We start from the raw sequence: 17612 nt of genomic DNA, 5'->3' as shown, positions 1-17612 counted from the left end.
CGGCGCTTGCTGGCGGGCATCGAGCGGCGCCTGGGCTGAGCCCTTCGTCGAACGCTCACAGCCAACCGTATTCGGCCAGCGACAGCGGCTCGCCGTCGCCGATGATGAAGTGGTCGAGCACCCGCACGTCGATGAGCGCCAGGGCTTCCTTGAGGCGCGCAGTGAGCTGGCGGTCGGCGAGACTCGGACGGGCGTCGCCGGAAGGGTGGTTATGGGTCAGGATCAGCGCCGCCGCGTTGTGCGCCAGGGTGCGCTTGACCACCTGGCGCGGGTAGACGCTGGCGCCATCGATGCTGCCCTGGAACAGCACCTCGAACGCCAGGACCCGGTGCCTCGTGTCGAGGAACAGGCAGGCGAACACCTCGTGCTGCTCGTGGCGCAGGCGCGCCTTGAGATAGTCGCGCACCGCCTGCGGGCTCTCCAGTATCGAATCGCGACGCAGGCGCTCGGCCAGGTGGCGCCGGCCCATCTCCAGCACGGCCTGCAATTGCGCATACTTGGCCACGCCGAGCCCGAGATGGCCGCAGAACGAGGCGAGGTCCGCCTCGAGCAGGGCACGCAGCCCGCCGAACTCGCTCAACAGCCGCCGCGACAGCTCGACCGCACTGCAACCGGTCACTCCCGTGCGCAGGAAGATCGCCAACAGCTCGGCATCGGAAAGGGCCGCCGCGCCCTGCTCCAGAAGCTTCTCCCGAGGCCGTTCGGCTTCGGGCCAATCGCGGATGCTCATTCGCTTTCCCCATCGAGCCCGCCCGCTGTTCCCGTGCGGACGCTGTGCTATCTTAGCCCATCCTTTTTGCGCGGCAGACGACCTGGGGAGGCGCGTTTGCCGAAGCGCATGTCATCCATTTCCTTATTAAGGCAAGCCTATGCAGCGGCTCTATCGGAAACGCATCGTCCTCGGCGTGGGCGGCGGCATTGCCGCCTACAAGAGCGCCGAACTGGTCCGCCGCCTGCGCGACCAGGGCGCTGAAGTCCGAGTGGTGATGACCCAGGGCGGCCGCGAGTTCATCACGCCCCTGACCCTCCAGGCGTTGTCCGGCCATCCGGTGCACACCGATCTGCTGGACCCGGCGGCGGAAGCCGCGATGGGCCACATCGAACTGGCCCGCTGGGCCGATCTGGTGCTGATCGCACCGGCCACCGCCGACCTCATGGCGCGCCTGGTCCAGGGCGTGGCCAACGACCTGCTGACCACCCTGGTGCTGGCCACCGACGCGCAAATCGCCCTGGCACCGGCGATGAACCAGGCCATGTGGCGCGACACCGCGACCCAGGCCAACGCCGAGCTGCTGCGCCAGCGCGGCTTCCACCTGTTCGGTCCGGCAGCGGGCAGCCAGGCCTGCGGCGACGTCGGCCTCGGGCGCATGCTCGAAGCCGAGGAACTGGCGCAGCGCGCCGCCGACTGCTTCCAGCGCCAGGCGCTGACCGGCGTGCATGTGCTGATCACCGCCGGCCCGACCCAGGAAAACATCGATCCGGTGCGCTACATCACCAACCACAGTTCCGGAAAGATGGGCTTCGCCCTCGCCGAGGCGGCGGTGGAAGCCGGCGCACGGGTGACCCTGGTCACCGGCCCGGTGCACCTGCCGACGCCCGACCGGGTGCAGCGCGTCGACGTGGTCAGCGCCCGCGACATGCTGGCCGCCTGCGAGGCGGCAATGCCCTGCGACCTGCTGATCGCCTCCGCGGCGGTCGCCGACTACCGCCCGGAAGTGGTCGCCGCGCACAAACTGAAGAAAGACCCTACCAGCGGCGAGGGCTTGCTCTTGCAGCTGGTGCGCAATCCCGACATTCTCGCCACCCTCGCACAGCGCGAGGATCGTCCCTTCAGCGTGGGCTTCGCCGCAGAAACCGAAAACCTGCTGGACTATGCTGCACGCAAGCTGAAGGACAAGAACCTCGACCTGATCGTCGCCAACGACGTGGCCAACCCCTCGATCGGCTTCAACAGCGACGAGAACGCGATCACGGTGATCGACCGCGACCTGCATCCGAGCACCTTCGCCCAGACCAGCAAGGGCAAGATCGCTCGCCAGCTGATCGCCTTCATCGCCGACCGCCTCAACCAGCAATGAGTTACTGATGCACTCTCTCCAAGCCAAGATCCTCGACCCCCGCCTGGGCTCCGACTTCCCGCTCCCGCAGTACGCCACGCCGGGCTCGGCCGGCCTCGACCTGCGCGCCATGCTCAAGGAAGACACCGTCCTCGGCCCGGGCCAGACCCTGCTGATTCCCACCGGCCTGTCCATCTACATCGCCGATCCCGGCCTCGCCGCCCTGGTCCTGCCGCGCTCCGGTCTGGGCCACAAGCACGGCATCGTGCTGGGCAACCTGGTCGGCCTGATCGACTCGGACTACCAGGGCGAGCTGATGGTGTCCTGCTGGAACCGCGGCGAGTCGCCGTTCACCATCGCCGTCGGCGAGCGCATCGCGCAGTTGGTACTGGTGCCGGTGGTGCAGGCGCATTTCGAGCTGGTCGAGCAGTTCGACGAAAGCCAGCGCGGCGCCGGCGGCTTCGGCCATTCCGGCAGCCACTGACCCCGAACACAGGACGAGACGCCGAGGAGACGCGGCATGAAGCTTTTCCAGCGCACCGCCAAGGATGGGAACGAGTTGGGCGACCTGCTCGAACCGGAAAAGAAGCCGCGCAAGGCAGCGTCCGAACGCGCTGACGGCAAGGACCTGCTGCCCGGCATAGGCGCCAGCCTGCTGGGCGTGGCGGCCGCCGGCGCCCTGCTCTGGTTCGGCGTCTTCGGCGGCGCCGGTGAGGCACAGCAGCGCCAGTTGGACGCGGCCTGGGCCGAAGGCCAGGCCGGCGCCTTGCGCCAGGCCTTGCAGCAACTCGCCGCCGACACCCGCACCGCCGCGGCCAGCCCCCTCGCCCTCGAAGCCCTGCAAAGCGGCGACGCCGCCCGCATCGAGGCCGCCCAGCGCAGCCTGCTGGCCTGGGACGGCGTGGTCGATGCCCACCTGAACGCGCCCGGTCAGGCCACCCAGGACAACGACAGCCCCGGCCCGGTCAGCTTCGCCGCCCTGGATATCCTGCACCGGGTGGAAAGTGGCCAGAACGTCGTCGCCGAAGCCTACAAGGTCGGCCAGCGCTGGCTGCTGTACAGCGCCGCGCCGGTGCGCGGCGCCGACCAGAGCCTGCAAGGCACGCTGCTGCTGGCGGTCGACCTGCAACGGCTGCTGCGCGCCCTGCCGCCCTTGCCGGGCGATGCCGGCCAGGTGCAACTGGTCCAGCAGTTCTCCGGCGCACCGGCCCAGGTGCTGCTGCAACGCGGTACGCCGGCGCCGGGCAAGGGTGCGCAAGCGCTGGACAGCGGCAATCCGAACTGGAAACTGAACTACACGCCCGGCAGCGTCGCCTCGACCCAGGCCTCGCCGCTGCTGCTGGCACTCGCGGCGCTGCTGGCGCTGCTCGGCGGCATCCTCGGCGCCTACCTCACCCGTTCGTCGCTGTTGCGCCGCCTGCACCAGGATGTCCTGACCCTCGGTCAGTATCTTCAGGAACTCGGCGGGCAACGCACTGCCAAACCCCCTGTGCCTAGCCTGCCGGGCTTCGCCCCGCTGATCCAGGCATTGGCCCGCCAGCCGCGGCGCAAGCCGGAGCCGACCAGCGCGCCCAGCCCTGCCAAGGCAGCGCCGGTGGCGCCGGTGGCGGTGGCGGTGGCGAAAGCGCCTCCTCGCGAGGAGCCGGCATTGGCAGATCCGTTGTTCCAGAACACCGACATTCTGGATATCGACATTCTCGATGAAGACCAGGACCTCCTGGGATTGGAGCAAACCCCCATCATGAGCACTGCAAAAGCACCGACGCTGCCCGCCAGCATCTTCCGCGCCTACGACATCCGCGGCGTGGTAGGCGATACCCTCACCGCCGAGACCGCCTACTGGATCGGTCGCGCCATCGGCTCGGAAAGTCTCGCCCGCGGCGAACCGTGCGTCGCTGTCGGCCGCGATGGCCGCCTGTCCGGTCCCGAACTGGTCAAGCAGCTGATCCAGGGCCTGGTGGACTGCGGTTGCCAGGTCAGCGACGTGGGCATGGTGCCTACCCCGGTGCTGTACTACGCGGCCAACGTGCTCGAGGGCAAGTCCGGGGTGATGCTGACCGGCAGCCACAACCCGCCGGACTACAACGGCTTCAAGATCGTGGTCGCCGGCGAGACCCTGGCCAACGAGCAGATCCAGGCCCTGCGCGAGCGCATCGAGAAAAACGACCTGGCATCCGGCGTCGGCAGCGTAGAGCAGGTCGACATCCTGCCGCGCTACTTCAAGCAGATCCGCGACGACATCGCCATGGCCAAGCCGATGAAGGTGGTGGTCGACTGCGGCAACGGCGTGGCCGGGGTGATCGCCCCGCAGCTGATCGAGGCCCTGGGCTGCAGCGTGATCCCGCTGTACTGCGAGGTCGACGGCAACTTCCCGAACCACCATCCGGACCCGGGCAAGCCGGAGAACCTGAAGGATCTGATCGCCAAGGTCAAGGCCGAGAACGCCGACCTGGGCCTGGCCTTCGACGGCGACGGCGATCGCGTCGGCGTGGTCACCAATACCGGTACCATCATCTATCCGGACCGTCTGCTGATGCTGTTCGCCAAGGACGTGGTCTCGCGCAACCCGGGGGCCGACATCATCTTCGACGTCAAGTGCACCCGCCGCCTGATCGCCCTGATCAGCGGCTACGGCGGCCGTCCGGTGATGTGGAAGACCGGCCACTCGCTGATCAAGAGGAAGATGAAGGAAACCGGCGCCCTGCTGGCCGGCGAGATGAGCGGCCACGTGTTCTTCAAGGAGCGCTGGTTCGGCTTCGACGATGGCATCTACAGCGCCGCCCGCCTGCTGGAAATCCTCAGCCAGGACCAGCGTGACAGCGAGCACGTGTTCTCGGCCTTCCCGAGTGACATTTCCACCCCGGAAATCAACATCACCGTCACCGAGGACAGCAAGTTCGCCATCATCGAGGCGCTGCAACGCGACGCCCAATGGGGCGAAGGCAACATCACCACCCTCGACGGCGTGCGGGTCGACTACCCCAAAGGCTGGGGCCTGGTACGCGCCTCCAACACCACTCCCGTGCTGGTCCTGCGCTTCGAAGCGGACACCGAGGAAGAGCTGGAGCGCATCAAGACCGTCTTCCGTAACCAACTGAAGGCAGTGGATTCCTCGCTGCCCGTGCCCTTCTGACATGTCGGAGCTCCCCATGACCCTGAGTCGCGATGACGCCGCCCAGGTTGCCAAGGTCCTTTCCGAGGCCCTGCCCTACATCCGCCGCTTCGTCGGCAAGACGCTGGTGATCAAGTACGGCGGCAACGCCATGGAGAGCGAGGAGCTGAAGGCCGGCTTCGCCCGCGACGTGGTGCTGATGAAAGCGGTCGGCATCAACCCGGTGGTGGTGCATGGCGGCGGCCCGCAGATCGGCGACCTGCTCAAGCGCCTGTCGATCGAGAGCCACTTCATCGACGGCATGCGCGTCACCGACGCGGCGACCATGGACGTGGTGGAGATGGTCCTCGGCGGCCAGGTGAACAAGGACATCGTCAATCTGATCAACCGCCACGGCGGCAGCGCCATCGGCCTGACCGGCAAGGACGCCGAGCTGATCCGCGCGAAGAAGCTCACCGTGACCCGCCAGACCCCGGAGATGACCAAGCCGGAGATCATCGACATCGGCCATGTGGGCGAAGTCACCGGGGTCAACGTCGGACTGCTGAACATGCTGGTCAAGGGCGACTTCATTCCGGTGATCGCGCCGATCGGCGTGGGCAGCAACGGCGAGTCCTACAACATCAACGCCGACCTGGTGGCCGGCAAGGTGGCGGAAGCGCTGAAGGCCGAGAAACTGATGCTGCTGACCAACATCGCCGGCCTGATGGACAAGCAGGGCCAGGTGCTGACCGGGCTGTCCACCGAACAGGTCAACGAGCTGATCGCCGACGGCACCATCTACGGCGGCATGCTGCCGAAGATCCGCTGCGCCCTGGAAGCGGTACAGGGCGGCGTGACCAGCGCGCACATCATCGATGGCCGGGTGCCGAATGCCGTGCTGCTGGAAATCTTCACCGACAGCGGCGTCGGCACCCTGATCAGCAACCGCAAGCGTCACTGATCGCCCGGCCATGGCGCGCTCCGGCGCGCCATGGCGGTTCTCCCTTAGCGTCGCGCGGCCAGCGCGAAGGCCTGCTCCAGCGGGCTCGCACCCTCGCTGCGGAAGGTCGCCGGGCTCACTCCCGTCCAGCGCTTGAACGCGCGCCTGAAACTGCGGATGTCACGGTATCCCACTTCCTCGGTGATGCGTTCGATGGACATCCCGGGGTTGCCCAGCAGGCTCATCGCCCGCCCTCGTCGCACCTGTTCCAGCAACGCCTCGAAGGTCAGCCCGTGTTCGGCCAGCCGGCGCCGCAGGGTGCGGCTGCTCATGTTCAGTTCGGCGGAAATCCTTTCGATCTGGCTGCCCAGGCTGAGGTCGCGGGCGATGGCCCGTTCCACCGCCTGGACCAGGTCGAGTTTCCGGTGCACCTGGGTGCTTTCCTGCTCCAGCAGGGCCAGCGCCTGGCGTAACGCCGGCAGGTTGTGGTTGGGCAGGCGCATGTCCAGCCAGTGGCTGGCGATCGCCATGCGGTTGTGCAGGCAGCCGAAGCGTACCTGGGGCCCCAGCAGGCGCAGGTACTCGCCCGCGTAGGGCGGAGCGGCATGGATGAGTTCGATGCCCAGCGGTTCGAACGCCGGGCTGACCAGGGCACGCCCATACACCAGCAGGCTGGCGAAGAACTCCTCGATGGCAAACACCTGCACCTCACTGCTGGGCAGGTGGCATTCGACCTCGACGAAGAAGGTTTCGCCCTGCTGGTAGACGCTGGAGGTGACGATCCCGCCCGAGCTGTGCTGGTAGCGCACGCCGATGTCGAACGCGTCGCGCAGGGTCCGGCACAGCGACAGCACATGGCCCAGCAGGCCAAGGGTGCCGAGCACGTTCTGGTGTCCGACCCACAGCCCCAGCCCCCGCTCCGGCAGGGCCTGGAGGGCACGCTGGATCATGCTCACGGCCTGGCGGTAGGAGATGCGCTGGGTAGGGTCCTGCAGGTCTTCGACGGTGAAGCCCAGGCCCCGGCACAGCCGCGCGGGATCGACGCCATGGCCTTCGACCACCTCGGCCAGCGTCTGCAGCAGGAAGGTGGATACCTGGGCGAGTTCGTAGCGCGCATCGGCGGCATTGTTGTGCATGGGCGAAATCCTGAGCCGGTCTCGGCTTCGTTCTTGTTCTGGCGGTGGATCGCGACATGGGATGAGCGTCCCATCATATAGCGTTCCGCACAGATGTAACAAAGCATTGCACGGTGTCCGCAAATCCCCCCCTCGCTGACCGTCAATGCCCTGCCTCGGCCTGTCGATAGGGCTTATTCCTATGCCGTACCCCGAGCCACGCCAAACAATAATAAGAGCCCGCCCATGAATCCGACCCACCCCCGCAGGCCCCTGCGCCTGGCCGCCTGCGTCACCCTCGCCTTCAGCTGCTGCACCCATGCCAGCGAAGGCGGCGTGGACAACATAGGTCCAGGAACCGACGGTTTCTTCACCCTGCCACTGGACGTCGACAACCTCCCGGACCACATGTTCGCCTTCAACGTCTACTACAACCACTACGAAGCCAGGAAGCTGAACATCAGCTCCTTCGGCGGCAAGGTGTCCGACGTGAAGATCAGCTCGGATGCGATCATCCCTCGCCTGGACTACCTGAGCCCGCTGCGGATCTTCGGCGGGCGCCTGGGCGGCTACATCGCCCAGCCCTATCTCCGCCAACGGGTGGCCGCGTTCGGCCTGAGCGACGAACGGGAAAGCATGGGCGACACCACCTTCGCGCCAATCATCCTCTGGGACATGGGCAAGGACCTGACCCTGGCCGCCGCCGTGGAGGTCACCGTGCCCACCGGCAAGTACGATGCCGAGCGGCTGGCCAACACCAGCAACAACTTCTACACCTACAAGCCGCTGTTCTCCTTCACCTGGCTGCCCACCGAACGCACCGAGCTGTCGCTGAAGGCCACCTACAGCTTCAACATGGAAAACCACGACACCGACTATCGCTCGGGGCAGATCTTCCATTTCGACTATTCCGCCAGCTATCGGGTGACCGACAACCTGCGCCTCGGCCTGAACGGCTACTACCTCAAGCAGACCACCGACGACAAACAGAACGGCGAGACCGTACGGGTGTTCGGTTTCGGCGAGGAAGTCGACGACGGCGTACGCGGCCAGGTCTTCGCCATCGGCCCGGCCGTGCACCTGACCTTCCTCAAGTACGCCAGCGCGGAGATCCGCTGGGCCAAGGAATTCGACGTGGAGAACCGCCCCGAAGGCGACATGCTCTGGGCCAAGCTGACCATTCCGTTCGAACTCTGAGGCATCGGAACGAAGCGGCAGCCCGGTATCCGCGGGCTGCCGCCATCGACTAGGAAAAGCGCCAGGCGTCCTAGGCGTAAACCGGCCAGCGCTCGACGATCCGCCCGCCGCGCAGCGCCAGCAGGTCGCCGAATTGCAGCAGCACCGACTCGCTCTGGGTCGGCCGCAGGAAGACCTGGTCGTCCACCTCCAGGCCCACCGAAGGCGAGCCGTTGACCATTTCCTGGTTCGAGCTGCGCCCGTAGATGCCGTTGCTGCGCAGTCCCTCGGGCGAGGCGAAGTCGGCCATCCAGTTGCCGCCGTAGATGAAGAAGGTGCCGCGCTGGTTGGGGTCCCACCAGGAAAACAGCCGGGACTTGCCGTCCAGCGCCGGGATCTGCACCGCGCCGGTGCTCTTGAGTACCGGCGTGGCGATGTAGACGGCCGGCACATGCTCGGCCAGGGACGCCAGGTCGTAGTGGCTCGGCTTGAGCATGGCGGTGCCCACCGAGACCTCGCTGCTCAGCGTTTCCTTCTCGTGCATGCGATAGCTGGGGCTGCCGGCGGTATTCAGGGTCAGCTGTGGTGTCCACAGCGCGGCGAAGCGCTGGCGGGCGAAGTCGACATGTCCCTGGTAGAGCGCCATGACCTTGGCGAACAGCTCCTCGGGCGAACCGAGGATGCCCGGCACACCCATTCCGACGAAGGGGTCGTAGCCCATGAAGCCGGCGAACTCCAGGTGCTGCGGATGCGCCGCGATCAGCGCCAGCAATTCACCCAGCGCGGCCTGGTCGGCCACCCCGCCGCGATGCAGGCCGACGTCCAGTTCGATGTTGACGCGCATCCGGGTCCCCAGCCCCTGGGCCAGCGCCAGGTACTGACGCAAGCGCTGCGGCGTATCGATCAGCCATTGCAACTGCCGCGCCGGGTCGAACGCGCCCTTGTGCTCGCGGTAGAACAGTTCCGCCGAACGCACCGGCAACGGCTTGCCGAGGAGGATGTCGGCATCCGGAAAAGCGACTGCGTCGTGGTTGAGGAACGGTTGGTGGAAGGACATCAGCCGCCGGGTGCCGGCGCGCCTGGCGATGTACGCCAGCAGGCCGGGCGAGGGCAGCGACTTCTCCACCAGCCGCAGATGCTTGCCGCCGCGGCGGACCGAACGCATCACCACATCGATGTTGTGGTCCAGGCGATCGAGGTCGATGAGCAGCACCGGGCACATCGGGCCATTGGCCTTGAGTTCGCGGTTCAGCGTGCGGAAATAGTCGTCGTACGGCCCGCCACGGTCGGCGGGACGCATCCAGGCGGCAGTTCCCGCCAGCAGCAAGCCGGCCCCGAGGCCGGCGAACATGAACTTGCGTCGATTCACGGCGTCGCTCCTTTCAGGTCACGCCCAGGATGGAAGAGAGGTGCGCATTGAGGAACCGCCCGCGGGGATCCAGCGCCTGGCGCACCTCGGCGAACGCCTTCCAGCGCGGATAAAGCCCCTGTAACTGTTGCGCGTTGAGGCCATGCAGCTTGCCCCAGTGCGGACGCCCGGCGTATTTCCAGAAGATCGGTTCCACCGCGGCGAAGAAGTTGTGGTGGTCCATGCTGTAGTGCTGATGCACGGAAATGGAACAACTGTCGCGGCCCTCGAACATGCTCAGGGGAATGTCGTCGGCCTTCACGTAGCGGTACTCGATGGGAAACCAGGTGCGCAGGTCCTTGTCGCGGATCAGCGCGAGGATTTCCCGCAGGCAGGCGGGGCCATGCTCGGCGGGGACCGAATACTCCATCTCGTTGAAGCGCACGTTGCGCACGTTGGCGTAGACCGCATAGGAATCGTCGACCCGCTCGTCGAAGCGGGCGAAGTGGCGCAGGCTGTTGAGCAGGGTACGGCGGGTCTCCGGGAAGTCGCTGAGGTACTTGTCGAGACCTTCGATCAGGCCGACGAACTCGTTGCCGCCTTCCTTCGCCGGGTCCAGGGGCGGGGTCTTCGGCTCGTCGGTCTCGTTGAGGGCGATCGACAGGGCGTAGTCGGAGTGGGTCACCACCAGCATCTCCCAGTGCTGGTTCTCGCGCGTGTTCTTCTCCACGTCCTCCAGCAATTCCTCGGTCCGGGCGATCCACTGCCGTTCACGCAGGCGGTAGGCCGCGCGGTTCTGCAGGCGCACCCGGGTCACGACGCCCAGCGCCCCCAGCGAGACCCGCGCGGCATCGAACACCTCCACGTTGCGCTTGGCGTCGCACTCGAGCACCTCGCCGCTCGCGGTGACCAGTTGCAGACCGCGAACCTGAGCGGAATAGGAACCGAAGCCGACCCCGGTGCCATGGGTGGAAGTAGCGATGGCGCCAGCCAGGGTCTGGTAATCGATGTCGGCCATGTTCACCAGCGCCTGGCCGATCTCCTTGAGCGGAGCGCCCATCTGCGACATCGGCGTACCGCCGCCGAACTCGGCCTGGAGGGTCGCGCTGTCGTGGCTGAGCAAGCCGCTGAAGTAGGCGAGTGAGAGCAGGGTGCCGTCGGTCGGGACCAACGCGCTGAACGAATGGCCGGAGCCCACCGGGCGGATCCTGCCGGACGCCTGGCGGATGATCCGGACCAGTTCGTCGAGGTCTTTCGGTGCCTCCCGCGCCAGGGGCAGGCAGCTTTGCGCGCCGGACCAGTTGCGCCAGGGAATCAGGCGCGGTGCGCGGAGCAACTCCGCCAGCGCGGGGTTTTCCACCATGGCGGCGAACGCACCGAGCGCTCCCGCCCGTTGCAGGAGCTGGCGTCGCGACAGATGACTTGGCATGCCGGTATCCCCTATCGGTCCTGCGCTGCGGACATGAAATCGATCAAAGCCCGGAACTGCTCTTCCGAGCACTGCATGCACATGCCCATGGGCGGCATGCCCTTGTAGCCGTTGATGCTGTGGTCCAGCAGGGTGTCGATGCCCTGCGCCAGGCGTGGCGCCCAGGCAGCGGCATCGCCGGTCAGCGGCGCGCCGGAGGCGGGATTGGCGTGACAGAGCTTGCAACTGGCGGAATACACCTGCGCCAACGCAGGGTCCGCAGGGACACGCTGGGAATCGGCGGCCCGCGCCGGTGGCTCCGTGGATTCTCCGCAGGCCACCAGCATCAGGCCCAGGGCAAGCAGCAACCCCGGGCGGCAAAGGCGCGAGTTGCCCGGTCCGGGGCGGAGCGTGGACGACATGGTGTTCCTCTCTCGTTGCGCACGGCGTGCGTTCTCGTCGAACAACACTAAGGCCGCGACGCCCCGAGGATGAGGGCAATGCGGGCCAGCGACGGGGGGTTCTGCGGCCAGCCCTTTCGCACCGCGCGATGGCGGTCTAGAGTCGATGTCTGCAGCAGCGTCGAGGAGCCGGCATGAGCAGCGCAGCACAGCGCCAGAACTACACCTTCTTCCATTCCCTGCGGGTTCGCTGGGCGGAGGTCGATCCGCAGGGCATCGTCTTCAACGGCAACTACCTGACCTATCTAGACGTCGCCACCACCGAGTACTACCGCCAGCTCGGCATGTCCTACCCGGCCGACCTGCTGCGCGGCGGAGGCGACCTGTTCGCGGTGAAGAGCACCCTGGAATACCGCGCCCCGGCGCATTTCGACGACTGGCTGGACATCGGCACCCGCGTGGCGCGGCTGGGGCGCAGCAGCCTGGTTTTCGAGCTGGGCATCTGGCGCGACGAGCAGCTGCTCACCGTCGGCGAGCTGGTCTACGTCTATGCGGATGCGAACGAGCGACAGAGCCAGCCCGTACCGGACTGGCTGCGCGAGAAGATCAGGGCGTTCGAGCGACAGTCGCCAGTGGAGTCAGGGACTCACGCCGAGTAGCTGGGAGAGCCGCGCGCGGTCGGCGGCATAGGTTCTTTCCGCCTCTTCGCGGGCCTTCTGGAAGCGCCCGATCTCACCCTGCAGGCGCTTTTCCTCCTGCTTGAGATCGTCCAGCTGGTCCACCAGCGCCTGCGCCACCGGACGTCCGGCACGCTCCTGGTTGGCCGCCTGGCCTTGCAGGTTGGCCTGTTGCAGCTTGAGCGACTGCAGGTTGCCGCGCGCCACGCTGCTCAGCCCGTCCAGTTCCGCCAGGCGCCGTTCGCGAGCGCGGTCGACGTCCTCGAGGCTGGAATACAGGCGCAGCAACTGCGCATCGGAACTGGCCTGGGCCTGGGCCGCCTTGCGCTGCCGCAGCTCCTCGGCGGTCGGCGCCGGCGGTACGGTGCGGATCACCCGGCCCTGGTCGTTGAGGACCTGGTAGCCCTTGCCGATGTACTGCGGCGGCACACCCTGGCGGTCGAGCACCACCACGCCCTTGTCGTTGACGTAGCGGTAAAGCTCCACCGCTCCGCCCGGCGCCGCCTGGGCGCCGAAGGAAAGCCCCTGGAGCACCAGCCCCAGGGCCATCAGGCAACGCATTACATCCTGTCCGACCATGCCAGTCCCTTGTGAAAGGTTCAGATACCGTATTGGGCGCGATAGGCCTCTACCGCCGGCAGATGCTTCTTCAGTTCAGCATCTTCGGCAAGATATTCCAGCACCTGCTCCAGGGAAACGATGCTCACCACCGGCATGCCGAAGTCGCGCTCGACCTCCTGGATCGCCGACAGCTCGCCCTTGCCGCGCTCCTGGCGGTTCAGCGCGATCAGCACGCCCGCCGCCCTGGCGCCCTGGGCGTCGATGATCTGCATCACTTCGCGGATCGCGGTGCCGGCGGTGATCACGTCGTCGATGATCAGCACCCGGCCGCTCAGCGGCGCGCCGACCAGCGTGCCGCCTTCGCCGTGGTCCTTGGCTTCCTTGCGGTTGAAGCACCAGGGCAGGTCGCGCTGGTGCTGCTCGGCGAGGGCCACCGCGGTGGTGGCGGCCAGGGGAATGCCCTTGTAGGCCGGGCCGAACAGGACGTCGAAGTCGATTCCGCTGTCGATCACCGCCTCGGCGTAGAAGCGTCCCAGGCGGGCCAGAGCCAGGCCGCTGTCGAACAGGCCGGCATTGAAGAAATAGGGGCTGGTGCGCCCGGACTTGAGGGTGAACTCACCGAAGCGCAGAACCCCGCGCTCGATGGCGAAACGAATGAAATCGCGCTGATACGCCTGCATGAATGACACCAAGCCGCATGAATTTAGCTAAACCGTTTGAGCTCGGGTATCATACACGCACGTGATTTTGGGGGCCATTTATGCGGATCATCAGTGTGAACGTGAATGGTATTCAGGCTGCGGCCGAGCGCGGTTTGCTCAGTTGGCTGCAAGCACAGAATGCCGACGTGATCTGCTTGCAGGACACCCGAGCCTCCGCCTTCGATCTGGATGACCCGTCCTTCCAACTGGACGGCTACTTCCTTTATGCCTGCGATGCCGAGCTACCCGAACAGGGCGGTGTCGCACTCTACAGCCGTTTGCAGCCCAAAGCTGTGATCAGCGGCTTAGGTTTCGAAACGGCCGATCGTTACGGGCGCTACCTGCAAGCCGACTTCGACAAGGTGAGTATCGCCACCCTGCTGCTGCCTTCCGGGCAGAGCGGAGACGAGAGCTTGAACCAGAAATTCAAGTTCATGGACGACTTCACCCATTACTTGAGCAAGCAGCGTCGCAAGCGCCGCGAATACATCTACTGCGGCTCGCTGTACGTCGCCCATCAGAAGATGGACGTGAAGAACTGGCGCGAATGCCAGCAGATGCCGGGCTTCCTCGCGCCCGAACGGGCCTGGCTGGACGAAGTGTTCGGCAACCTCGGCTATGCCGACGCCCTGCGCGAAGTCAGCCGCGAAGGCGACCAGTTCAGCTGGTGGCCGGACAGCGAACAGGCCGAGATGCTCAACCTCGGCTGGCGCTTCGACTACCAGGTGCTGACCCCCGGCCTGCGCCGCTTCGTGCGCAACGCCAAGCTGCCGCGCCAGCCGCGCTTCTCCCAGCATGCGCCGCTGATCGTCGACTACGACTGGCAATTGAGCATCTGAGCCCTGTCAGACACGAAAAAGCCGGCGCATGCGCCGGCTTTTCTATTCCACGTGCGGCCTACTTGATCAGCCGCAGGCAGAACGGATAGCGATAGGCCTTGCCTTCGTTGGCCTTGATGCCGGCGATGATGGTCAACACCAGCGCCGCCAGGCAGACCAGGCCGAGCAGGAAGAAGCCGATCACCACCAGCATCAGCAGGAAGCTGACGAACATCGCCAGCGCCACGGTGATCTGGAAGTTCAGCGCTTCCTTGCCCTGGGCGTCGACGAACGGATCGCTCTCGCGCTTGAGTTGCCAGACGATCAGCGGCCCGAGCAGGCTGCCGAAGGGAAACACCAGGCCGATGAATGCCGCGAAATGGCAGAACATCGCCCATTGCCGGGCTTCCTGGCCGGGGGTCGCGGCGACCTCTTCGGATACATCGTTCATGTAGCGCTCCTTCTCCGGGGCCCGGCAGGCAGTGCCGGGCGTCTGCTCATTCGGCCAGCGCGGCGCGCTGAAGTTCGAACAGCTCCTGCATGCCCTGCTGGGCCAGTTCGAGCATGGCGTTCAGCTCGGCGGGACGGAACGGCGCGCCTTCGGCGGTTCCCTGCACCTCGATGAAGCCGCCGGCATCGGTCATCACTACGTTCAGGTCGGTTTCCGCGGCGGAATCCTCCAGGTAGTCCAGGTCGAGGACCGGCACGCCCTGGTAGATGCCCACGGAAACGGCGGCGACCATCTGCTTCAGCGGATTGCCCTTGAGCGCGCCACGCTTCTTCAGCACCGCCAGGGCGTCGATCAGCGCCACGGTGGCGCCGGTGATCGAGGCGGTGCGGGTGCCGCCGTCGGCCTGGATCACGTCGCAGTCGATGTACAGGGTGTTCTCGCCGAGCTTGCTGAGGTCCAGCGCCGCTCGCAGGGAACGGCCGATCAGGCGCTGGATCTCCAGGGTACGACCGCCCTGCTTGCCGCGGCTGGCCTCGCGCTGGTTACGCTCGCCGGTGGAGCGCGGCAGCATGCCGTACTCGGCGGTCAGCCAACCCTGGCCCTGGCCCTTGAGGAAGCGCGGCACCCCGGACTCGGCGCTGACGGTGCAGATCACCTTGGTATCGCCGAACTCGACCAGCACCGAACCTTCTGCGTGCTTGGTGTAATGGCGGGTGATGCGGATCGGGCGCAGCTGGTCGGCGGCACGGCCACTGGGACGATTCATCGTGGATATCCTGTACTGAGAAAGCGGAATTGGCCGCCATTATAGAGGCCAGCCCGGGCTCTCAACCACCGTCGGCGTGCGGGCCCCGCCGGACGTGGGTTACAATGCCCGGCTCGAATCACGGCAGCCGCGCGCGTCCGGCGCCGAACGCACTCCCCACACGACTATCGAGGTAGACCCATGGTGCACAGCATGACCGCCTTCGCCCGCGTCGAGCAGGCCGGTACCCACGGCACCCTGAGCTGGGAGCTGCGCTCGGTCAACCACCGTTACCTGGAGCCCCACCTGCGCCTGCCCGACGCCTTCCGCGACCTCGAAGGCGCGGTGCGCGAGGCGCTGCGCCAGGGCCTGTCGCGTGGCAAGGTGGAATGCACCCTGCGCTTCGCCGAGGAAACCGCCGGCAAGAGCCTGCAGGTCGACCAGGAGCGCGCCCGCCAACTGGTCGCCGCCGCCGAAGGCGTAGCCGCCCTGATCCGCCAGGCGGCGCCTCTCGATCCGCTCGCCGTGCTGGCCTGGCCCGGCGTACTGGTGGCCGACTCGGCCGATCCGCAGGCGCTCAACGCCGCCGCCCTGGAAGCCTTCGGCCAGGCCCTGGAGCAACTCAAGGCCGGCCGCTCGCGCGAAGGCCAGGAGCTGGCGAAGCTGCTCAACGATCGGCTCGACGCGATGCTGGTGGAAGTCGGCAACCTGCGCGAACTGGTGCCAACCATGCTGGCCAACCAGCGGCAGAAGATCCTCGACCGCTTCGCCGAACTCAAGGCCGAACTCGATCCGCAGCGCCTGGAGCAGGAACTGGTCCTGCTGGCGCAGAAGAGCGATGTCGCCGAGGAACTGGACCGCCTCGCCACCCACGTCGGCGAGGTCCGCCGGGTCCTCAAGGCCGGCGGCGCCGCCGGTCGGCGCCTGGACTTCCTGATGCAGGAACTCAACCGGGAAGCCAACACTCTAGGCTCCAAGGCGTTCGACCCGCGCTCGACCCAGGCGGCGGTCAACCTCAAGGTCCTGATCGAGCAGATGCGCGAGCAGGTCCAGAACATCGAATGACCGGCGGGCGCCTCCGCCCGATCTCTTTCCAACCCGTACGAAGCACCAGGAACACCTCATGTCCGGCACCCTGTACATCGTTTCCGCTCCCTCCGGCGCCGGCAAGACCAGCCTGGTGAAGGCCCTGCTCGACGCCGCCCCCGAGGTCCGCGTGTCCGTCTCCCATACCACCCGCGGCATGCGTCCGGGCGAGGTGGACGGGGTCAACTACCACTTCACCAGCCGCGAGGAATTCCTCGCCATGCTCGAACGCAACGAGTTCCTCGAGCACGCCGAAGTCTTCGGCAACCTCTACGGCACCTCGCAGCGCTGGGTCGAGAAAACCCTCGCCGAAGGCCTCGACCTGATCCTCGAGATCGACTGGCAGGGCGCCCAGCAGGTGCGCCGGCTGATGCCCGAGGCCCAATCGATCTTCATCCTCCCGCCGAGCCAGGAAGCCCTGCGCCAGCGCCTGACCAACCGCGGCCAGGACAGCGACGAGGTGATCGAGCGGCGCATGCGCGAAGCCGTCAGCGAAATGAGCCACTACGTGGAGTACGATCACCTGGTGATCAACGACGATTTCGCCCACGCCCTGGACGACCTCAAGGCGATCTTCCGCGCCCGCCAGTTGCGCCAGGACGCCCAGCAGCAACGCCACGCCGAACTGCTCGGTCGTCTGCTCGCCTAAATCGGCTCTTCCATAAAGATTGGCGATTTTTTAGACTATTCAGTCCGCCCGGCAAACGTCGGGCTCACTTTTCGTTACGAGGAACACCATGGCCCGCGTCACCGTTGAAGACTGCCTGGACAACGTCGATAACCGTTTCGAGCTGGTCATGCTCGCCACCAAGCGCGCCCGTCAGCTGGCTACCGGCGGCAAGGAGCCGAAAGTGGCCTGGGAAAACGACAAGCCGACCGTCGTCGCCCTGCGCGAGATCGCTTCCGGCCTGGTCGATGAGAACGTCGTCCAGCAGGAAGACATCGTCGAGGACGAACCGCTGTTCGCAGCGTTCGACGACGAGGCCAACACCGAGGCCCTGTAAGCCATGGCCTCGGCTCGACGTCGCCTGCGA

At 66.5% G+C, this 17612-nt stretch carries 19 protein-coding genes; 10 read left to right on the top strand and 9 right to left on the bottom strand.

Annotated elements, in window-relative coordinates; all coding sequences use genetic code 11:
- Window positions 1-55 precede the first annotated feature (55 nt).
- Entirely contained in the window at window positions 56-730 is a 675-nt protein-coding gene (gene radC, locus LT948_RS29755) for a RadC family protein (protein ID WP_003096559.1), read from the bottom strand.
- A gap of 139 nt (window positions 731-869) precedes the next feature.
- On the opposite strand from radC, the gene coaBC reads away from it, so the two are divergent.
- Genes coaBC through argB form a run of 4 tightly spaced genes read left to right on the top strand, consistent with a single transcriptional unit; the run spans window position 870 to window position 6112 of the window.
- The gene (gene coaBC, locus LT948_RS29750) at window positions 870-2078 is read left to right on the top strand and encodes a bifunctional phosphopantothenoylcysteine decarboxylase/phosphopantothenate--cysteine ligase CoaBC (RefSeq protein ID WP_003098292.1); all 1209 of its coding nucleotides are present in this window, start codon (window positions 870-872) and stop codon (window positions 2076-2078) included.
- A 7-nt stretch (window positions 2079-2085) separates the two neighbouring features.
- Window positions 2086-2541 carry a dUTP diphosphatase gene (gene dut, locus LT948_RS29745; protein WP_003096567.1) on the top strand — a complete coding sequence of 152 codons (456 nt, stop codon included), beginning with the start codon at window positions 2086-2088 and terminating at the stop codon, window positions 2539-2541.
- 36 nt (window positions 2542-2577) lie between these two features.
- Window positions 2578-5190, top strand: a complete 2613-nt coding sequence (locus LT948_RS29740; RefSeq protein WP_033996186.1) for a phosphomannomutase/phosphoglucomutase — start codon at window positions 2578-2580, stop codon at window positions 5188-5190.
- Between the two features lie 16 nt (window positions 5191-5206).
- The gene (argB, locus tag LT948_RS29735) at window positions 5207-6112 is read left to right on the top strand and encodes an acetylglutamate kinase (RefSeq protein ID WP_003096572.1); all 906 of its coding nucleotides are present in this window, start codon (window positions 5207-5209) and stop codon (window positions 6110-6112) included.
- Window positions 6113-6156: 44 nt separating this feature from the next.
- Here the strand turns inward: argB and sphR are convergent, their stop codons facing one another.
- Window positions 6157-7227, bottom strand: a complete 1071-nt coding sequence (sphR, locus tag LT948_RS29730) for an AraC family transcriptional regulator SphR (RefSeq protein ID WP_003096573.1) — start codon at window positions 7225-7227, stop codon at window positions 6157-6159.
- 225 nt (window positions 7228-7452) lie between these two features.
- Here sphR and LT948_RS29725 point away from each other — a divergent pair, with 225 nt between their 5' ends.
- A complete protein-coding gene (locus LT948_RS29725) occupies window positions 7453-8403 on the top strand; it encodes a SphA family protein (RefSeq protein ID WP_017001883.1) in 951 nt (316 codons plus the stop codon).
- A gap of 70 nt (window positions 8404-8473) precedes the next feature.
- On the opposite strand, the gene LT948_RS29720 is transcribed toward LT948_RS29725, so the two are convergent.
- From LT948_RS29720 to LT948_RS29710, 3 genes are all read right to left on the bottom strand, one after another.
- A complete protein-coding gene (locus LT948_RS29720) occupies window positions 8474-9682 on the bottom strand; it encodes a DSD1 family PLP-dependent enzyme (protein WP_073657194.1) in 1209 nt (402 codons plus the stop codon).
- An 82-nt stretch (window positions 9683-9764) separates the two neighbouring features.
- Complete coding sequence (locus tag LT948_RS29715; protein WP_218816324.1) at window positions 9765-11093, bottom strand: D-arabinono-1,4-lactone oxidase; 1329 nt, start codon at window positions 11091-11093, stop codon at window positions 9765-9767.
- A gap of 77 nt (window positions 11094-11170) precedes the next feature.
- Entirely contained in the window at window positions 11171-11560 is a 390-nt protein-coding gene (locus tag LT948_RS29710; RefSeq protein ID WP_003098306.1) for a c-type cytochrome, read from the bottom strand.
- A 173-nt stretch (window positions 11561-11733) separates the two neighbouring features.
- Between LT948_RS29710 and LT948_RS29705 the strand changes: the two genes are divergently transcribed.
- Window positions 11734-12198, top strand: a complete 465-nt coding sequence (locus LT948_RS29705; RefSeq protein ID WP_003096582.1) for an acyl-CoA thioesterase — start codon at window positions 11734-11736, stop codon at window positions 12196-12198.
- On the opposite strand, the gene LT948_RS29700 is transcribed toward LT948_RS29705, so the two are convergent.
- Together LT948_RS29700 and pyrE are read right to left on the bottom strand one after the other, a co-directional pair.
- Complete coding sequence (locus LT948_RS29700; protein ID WP_003136264.1) at window positions 12178-12795, bottom strand: hypothetical protein; 618 nt, start codon at window positions 12793-12795, stop codon at window positions 12178-12180. The genes LT948_RS29705 and LT948_RS29700 overlap by 21 nt on opposite strands.
- A 20-nt stretch (window positions 12796-12815) precedes the next feature.
- Window positions 12816-13457, bottom strand: a complete 642-nt coding sequence (pyrE, locus tag LT948_RS29695; RefSeq protein ID WP_003096586.1) for an orotate phosphoribosyltransferase — start codon at window positions 13455-13457, stop codon at window positions 12816-12818.
- An 80-nt stretch (window positions 13458-13537) separates the two neighbouring features.
- Between pyrE and LT948_RS29690 the strand changes: the two genes are divergently transcribed.
- Window positions 13538-14317, top strand: a complete 780-nt coding sequence (locus LT948_RS29690) for an exodeoxyribonuclease III (protein ID WP_003098313.1) — start codon at window positions 13538-13540, stop codon at window positions 14315-14317.
- 58 nt (window positions 14318-14375) lie between these two features.
- On the opposite strand, the gene LT948_RS29685 is transcribed toward LT948_RS29690, so the two are convergent.
- Entirely contained in the window at window positions 14376-14747 is a 372-nt protein-coding gene (locus tag LT948_RS29685) for a DUF4870 domain-containing protein (protein WP_003096590.1), read from the bottom strand.
- 46 nt (window positions 14748-14793) lie between these two features.
- A complete protein-coding gene (rph, locus tag LT948_RS29680) occupies window positions 14794-15513 on the bottom strand; it encodes a ribonuclease PH (protein ID WP_003096595.1) in 720 nt (239 codons plus the stop codon).
- Window positions 15514-15693: 180 nt separating this feature from the next.
- On the opposite strand from rph, the gene LT948_RS29675 reads away from it, so the two are divergent.
- The 3 genes from LT948_RS29675 to rpoZ all read left to right on the top strand — a co-directional run bounded on the left by LT948_RS29675 (window position 15694) and on the right by rpoZ (window position 17582).
- Window positions 15694-16557, top strand: a complete 864-nt coding sequence (locus LT948_RS29675; protein ID WP_073657191.1) for a YicC/YloC family endoribonuclease — start codon at window positions 15694-15696, stop codon at window positions 16555-16557.
- A 58-nt stretch (window positions 16558-16615) separates the two neighbouring features.
- Complete coding sequence (gene gmk / locus LT948_RS29670) at window positions 16616-17227, top strand: guanylate kinase (protein WP_003098317.1); 612 nt, start codon at window positions 16616-16618, stop codon at window positions 17225-17227.
- 88 nt (window positions 17228-17315) lie between these two features.
- Window positions 17316-17582 carry a DNA-directed RNA polymerase subunit omega gene (rpoZ, locus tag LT948_RS29665; RefSeq protein WP_003096602.1) on the top strand — a complete coding sequence of 89 codons (267 nt, stop codon included), beginning with the start codon at window positions 17316-17318 and terminating at the stop codon, window positions 17580-17582.
- Window positions 17583-17612 lie beyond the last annotated feature (30 nt).

The sequence above is a fragment of the Pseudomonas sp. CP-1 genome, from assembly GCF_021213715.1.
Classification (GTDB): Bacteria; Pseudomonadota; Gammaproteobacteria; order Pseudomonadales; family Pseudomonadaceae; genus Pseudomonas; species Pseudomonas aeruginosa.
Note: the sequence above shows the minus strand (reverse complement) of the source record. Positions and strands in the feature narration are given on the sequence as shown.

What these genes read in the sequence shown, in the direction of transcription:
- radC (WP_003096559.1), bottom strand. Translation starts at nt 730, where the DNA reads ATGAGCATCCGCGATTGGCCCGAAGCCGAACGGCCTCGGGAGAAGCTT.
- coaBC (WP_003098292.1), top strand. Translation starts at nt 870, where the DNA reads ATGCAGCGGCTCTATCGGAAACGCATCGTCCTCGGCGTGGGCGGCGGC.
- dut (WP_003096567.1), top strand. Translation starts at nt 2,086, where the DNA reads ATGCACTCTCTCCAAGCCAAGATCCTCGACCCCCGCCTGGGCTCCGAC.
- LT948_RS29740 (WP_033996186.1), top strand. Translation starts at nt 2,578, where the DNA reads ATGAAGCTTTTCCAGCGCACCGCCAAGGATGGGAACGAGTTGGGCGAC.
- argB (WP_003096572.1), top strand. Translation starts at nt 5,207, where the DNA reads ATGACCCTGAGTCGCGATGACGCCGCCCAGGTTGCCAAGGTCCTTTCC.
- sphR (WP_003096573.1), bottom strand. Translation starts at nt 7,227, where the DNA reads ATGCACAACAATGCCGCCGATGCGCGCTACGAACTCGCCCAGGTATCC.
- LT948_RS29725 (WP_017001883.1), top strand. Translation starts at nt 7,453, where the DNA reads ATGAATCCGACCCACCCCCGCAGGCCCCTGCGCCTGGCCGCCTGCGTC.
- LT948_RS29720 (WP_073657194.1), bottom strand. Translation starts at nt 9,682, where the DNA reads ATGCGTCCCGCCGACCGTGGCGGGCCGTACGACGACTATTTCCGCACG.
- LT948_RS29715 (WP_218816324.1), bottom strand. Translation starts at nt 11,093, where the DNA reads ATGGTGGAAAACCCCGCGCTGGCGGAGTTGCTCCGCGCACCGCGCCTG.
- LT948_RS29710 (WP_003098306.1), bottom strand. Translation starts at nt 11,560, where the DNA reads ATGTCGTCCACGCTCCGCCCCGGACCGGGCAACTCGCGCCTTTGCCGC.
- LT948_RS29705 (WP_003096582.1), top strand. Translation starts at nt 11,734, where the DNA reads ATGAGCAGCGCAGCACAGCGCCAGAACTACACCTTCTTCCATTCCCTG.
- LT948_RS29700 (WP_003136264.1), bottom strand. Translation starts at nt 12,795, where the DNA reads ATGGTCGGACAGGATGTAATGCGTTGCCTGATGGCCCTGGGGCTGGTG.
- pyrE (WP_003096586.1), bottom strand. Translation starts at nt 13,457, where the DNA reads ATGCAGGCGTATCAGCGCGATTTCATTCGTTTCGCCATCGAGCGCGGG.
- LT948_RS29690 (WP_003098313.1), top strand. Translation starts at nt 13,538, where the DNA reads ATGCGGATCATCAGTGTGAACGTGAATGGTATTCAGGCTGCGGCCGAG.
- LT948_RS29685 (WP_003096590.1), bottom strand. Translation starts at nt 14,747, where the DNA reads ATGAACGATGTATCCGAAGAGGTCGCCGCGACCCCCGGCCAGGAAGCC.
- rph (WP_003096595.1), bottom strand. Translation starts at nt 15,513, where the DNA reads ATGAATCGTCCCAGTGGCCGTGCCGCCGACCAGCTGCGCCCGATCCGC.
- LT948_RS29675 (WP_073657191.1), top strand. Translation starts at nt 15,694, where the DNA reads ATGGTGCACAGCATGACCGCCTTCGCCCGCGTCGAGCAGGCCGGTACC.
- gmk (WP_003098317.1), top strand. Translation starts at nt 16,616, where the DNA reads ATGTCCGGCACCCTGTACATCGTTTCCGCTCCCTCCGGCGCCGGCAAG.
- rpoZ (WP_003096602.1), top strand. Translation starts at nt 17,316, where the DNA reads ATGGCCCGCGTCACCGTTGAAGACTGCCTGGACAACGTCGATAACCGT.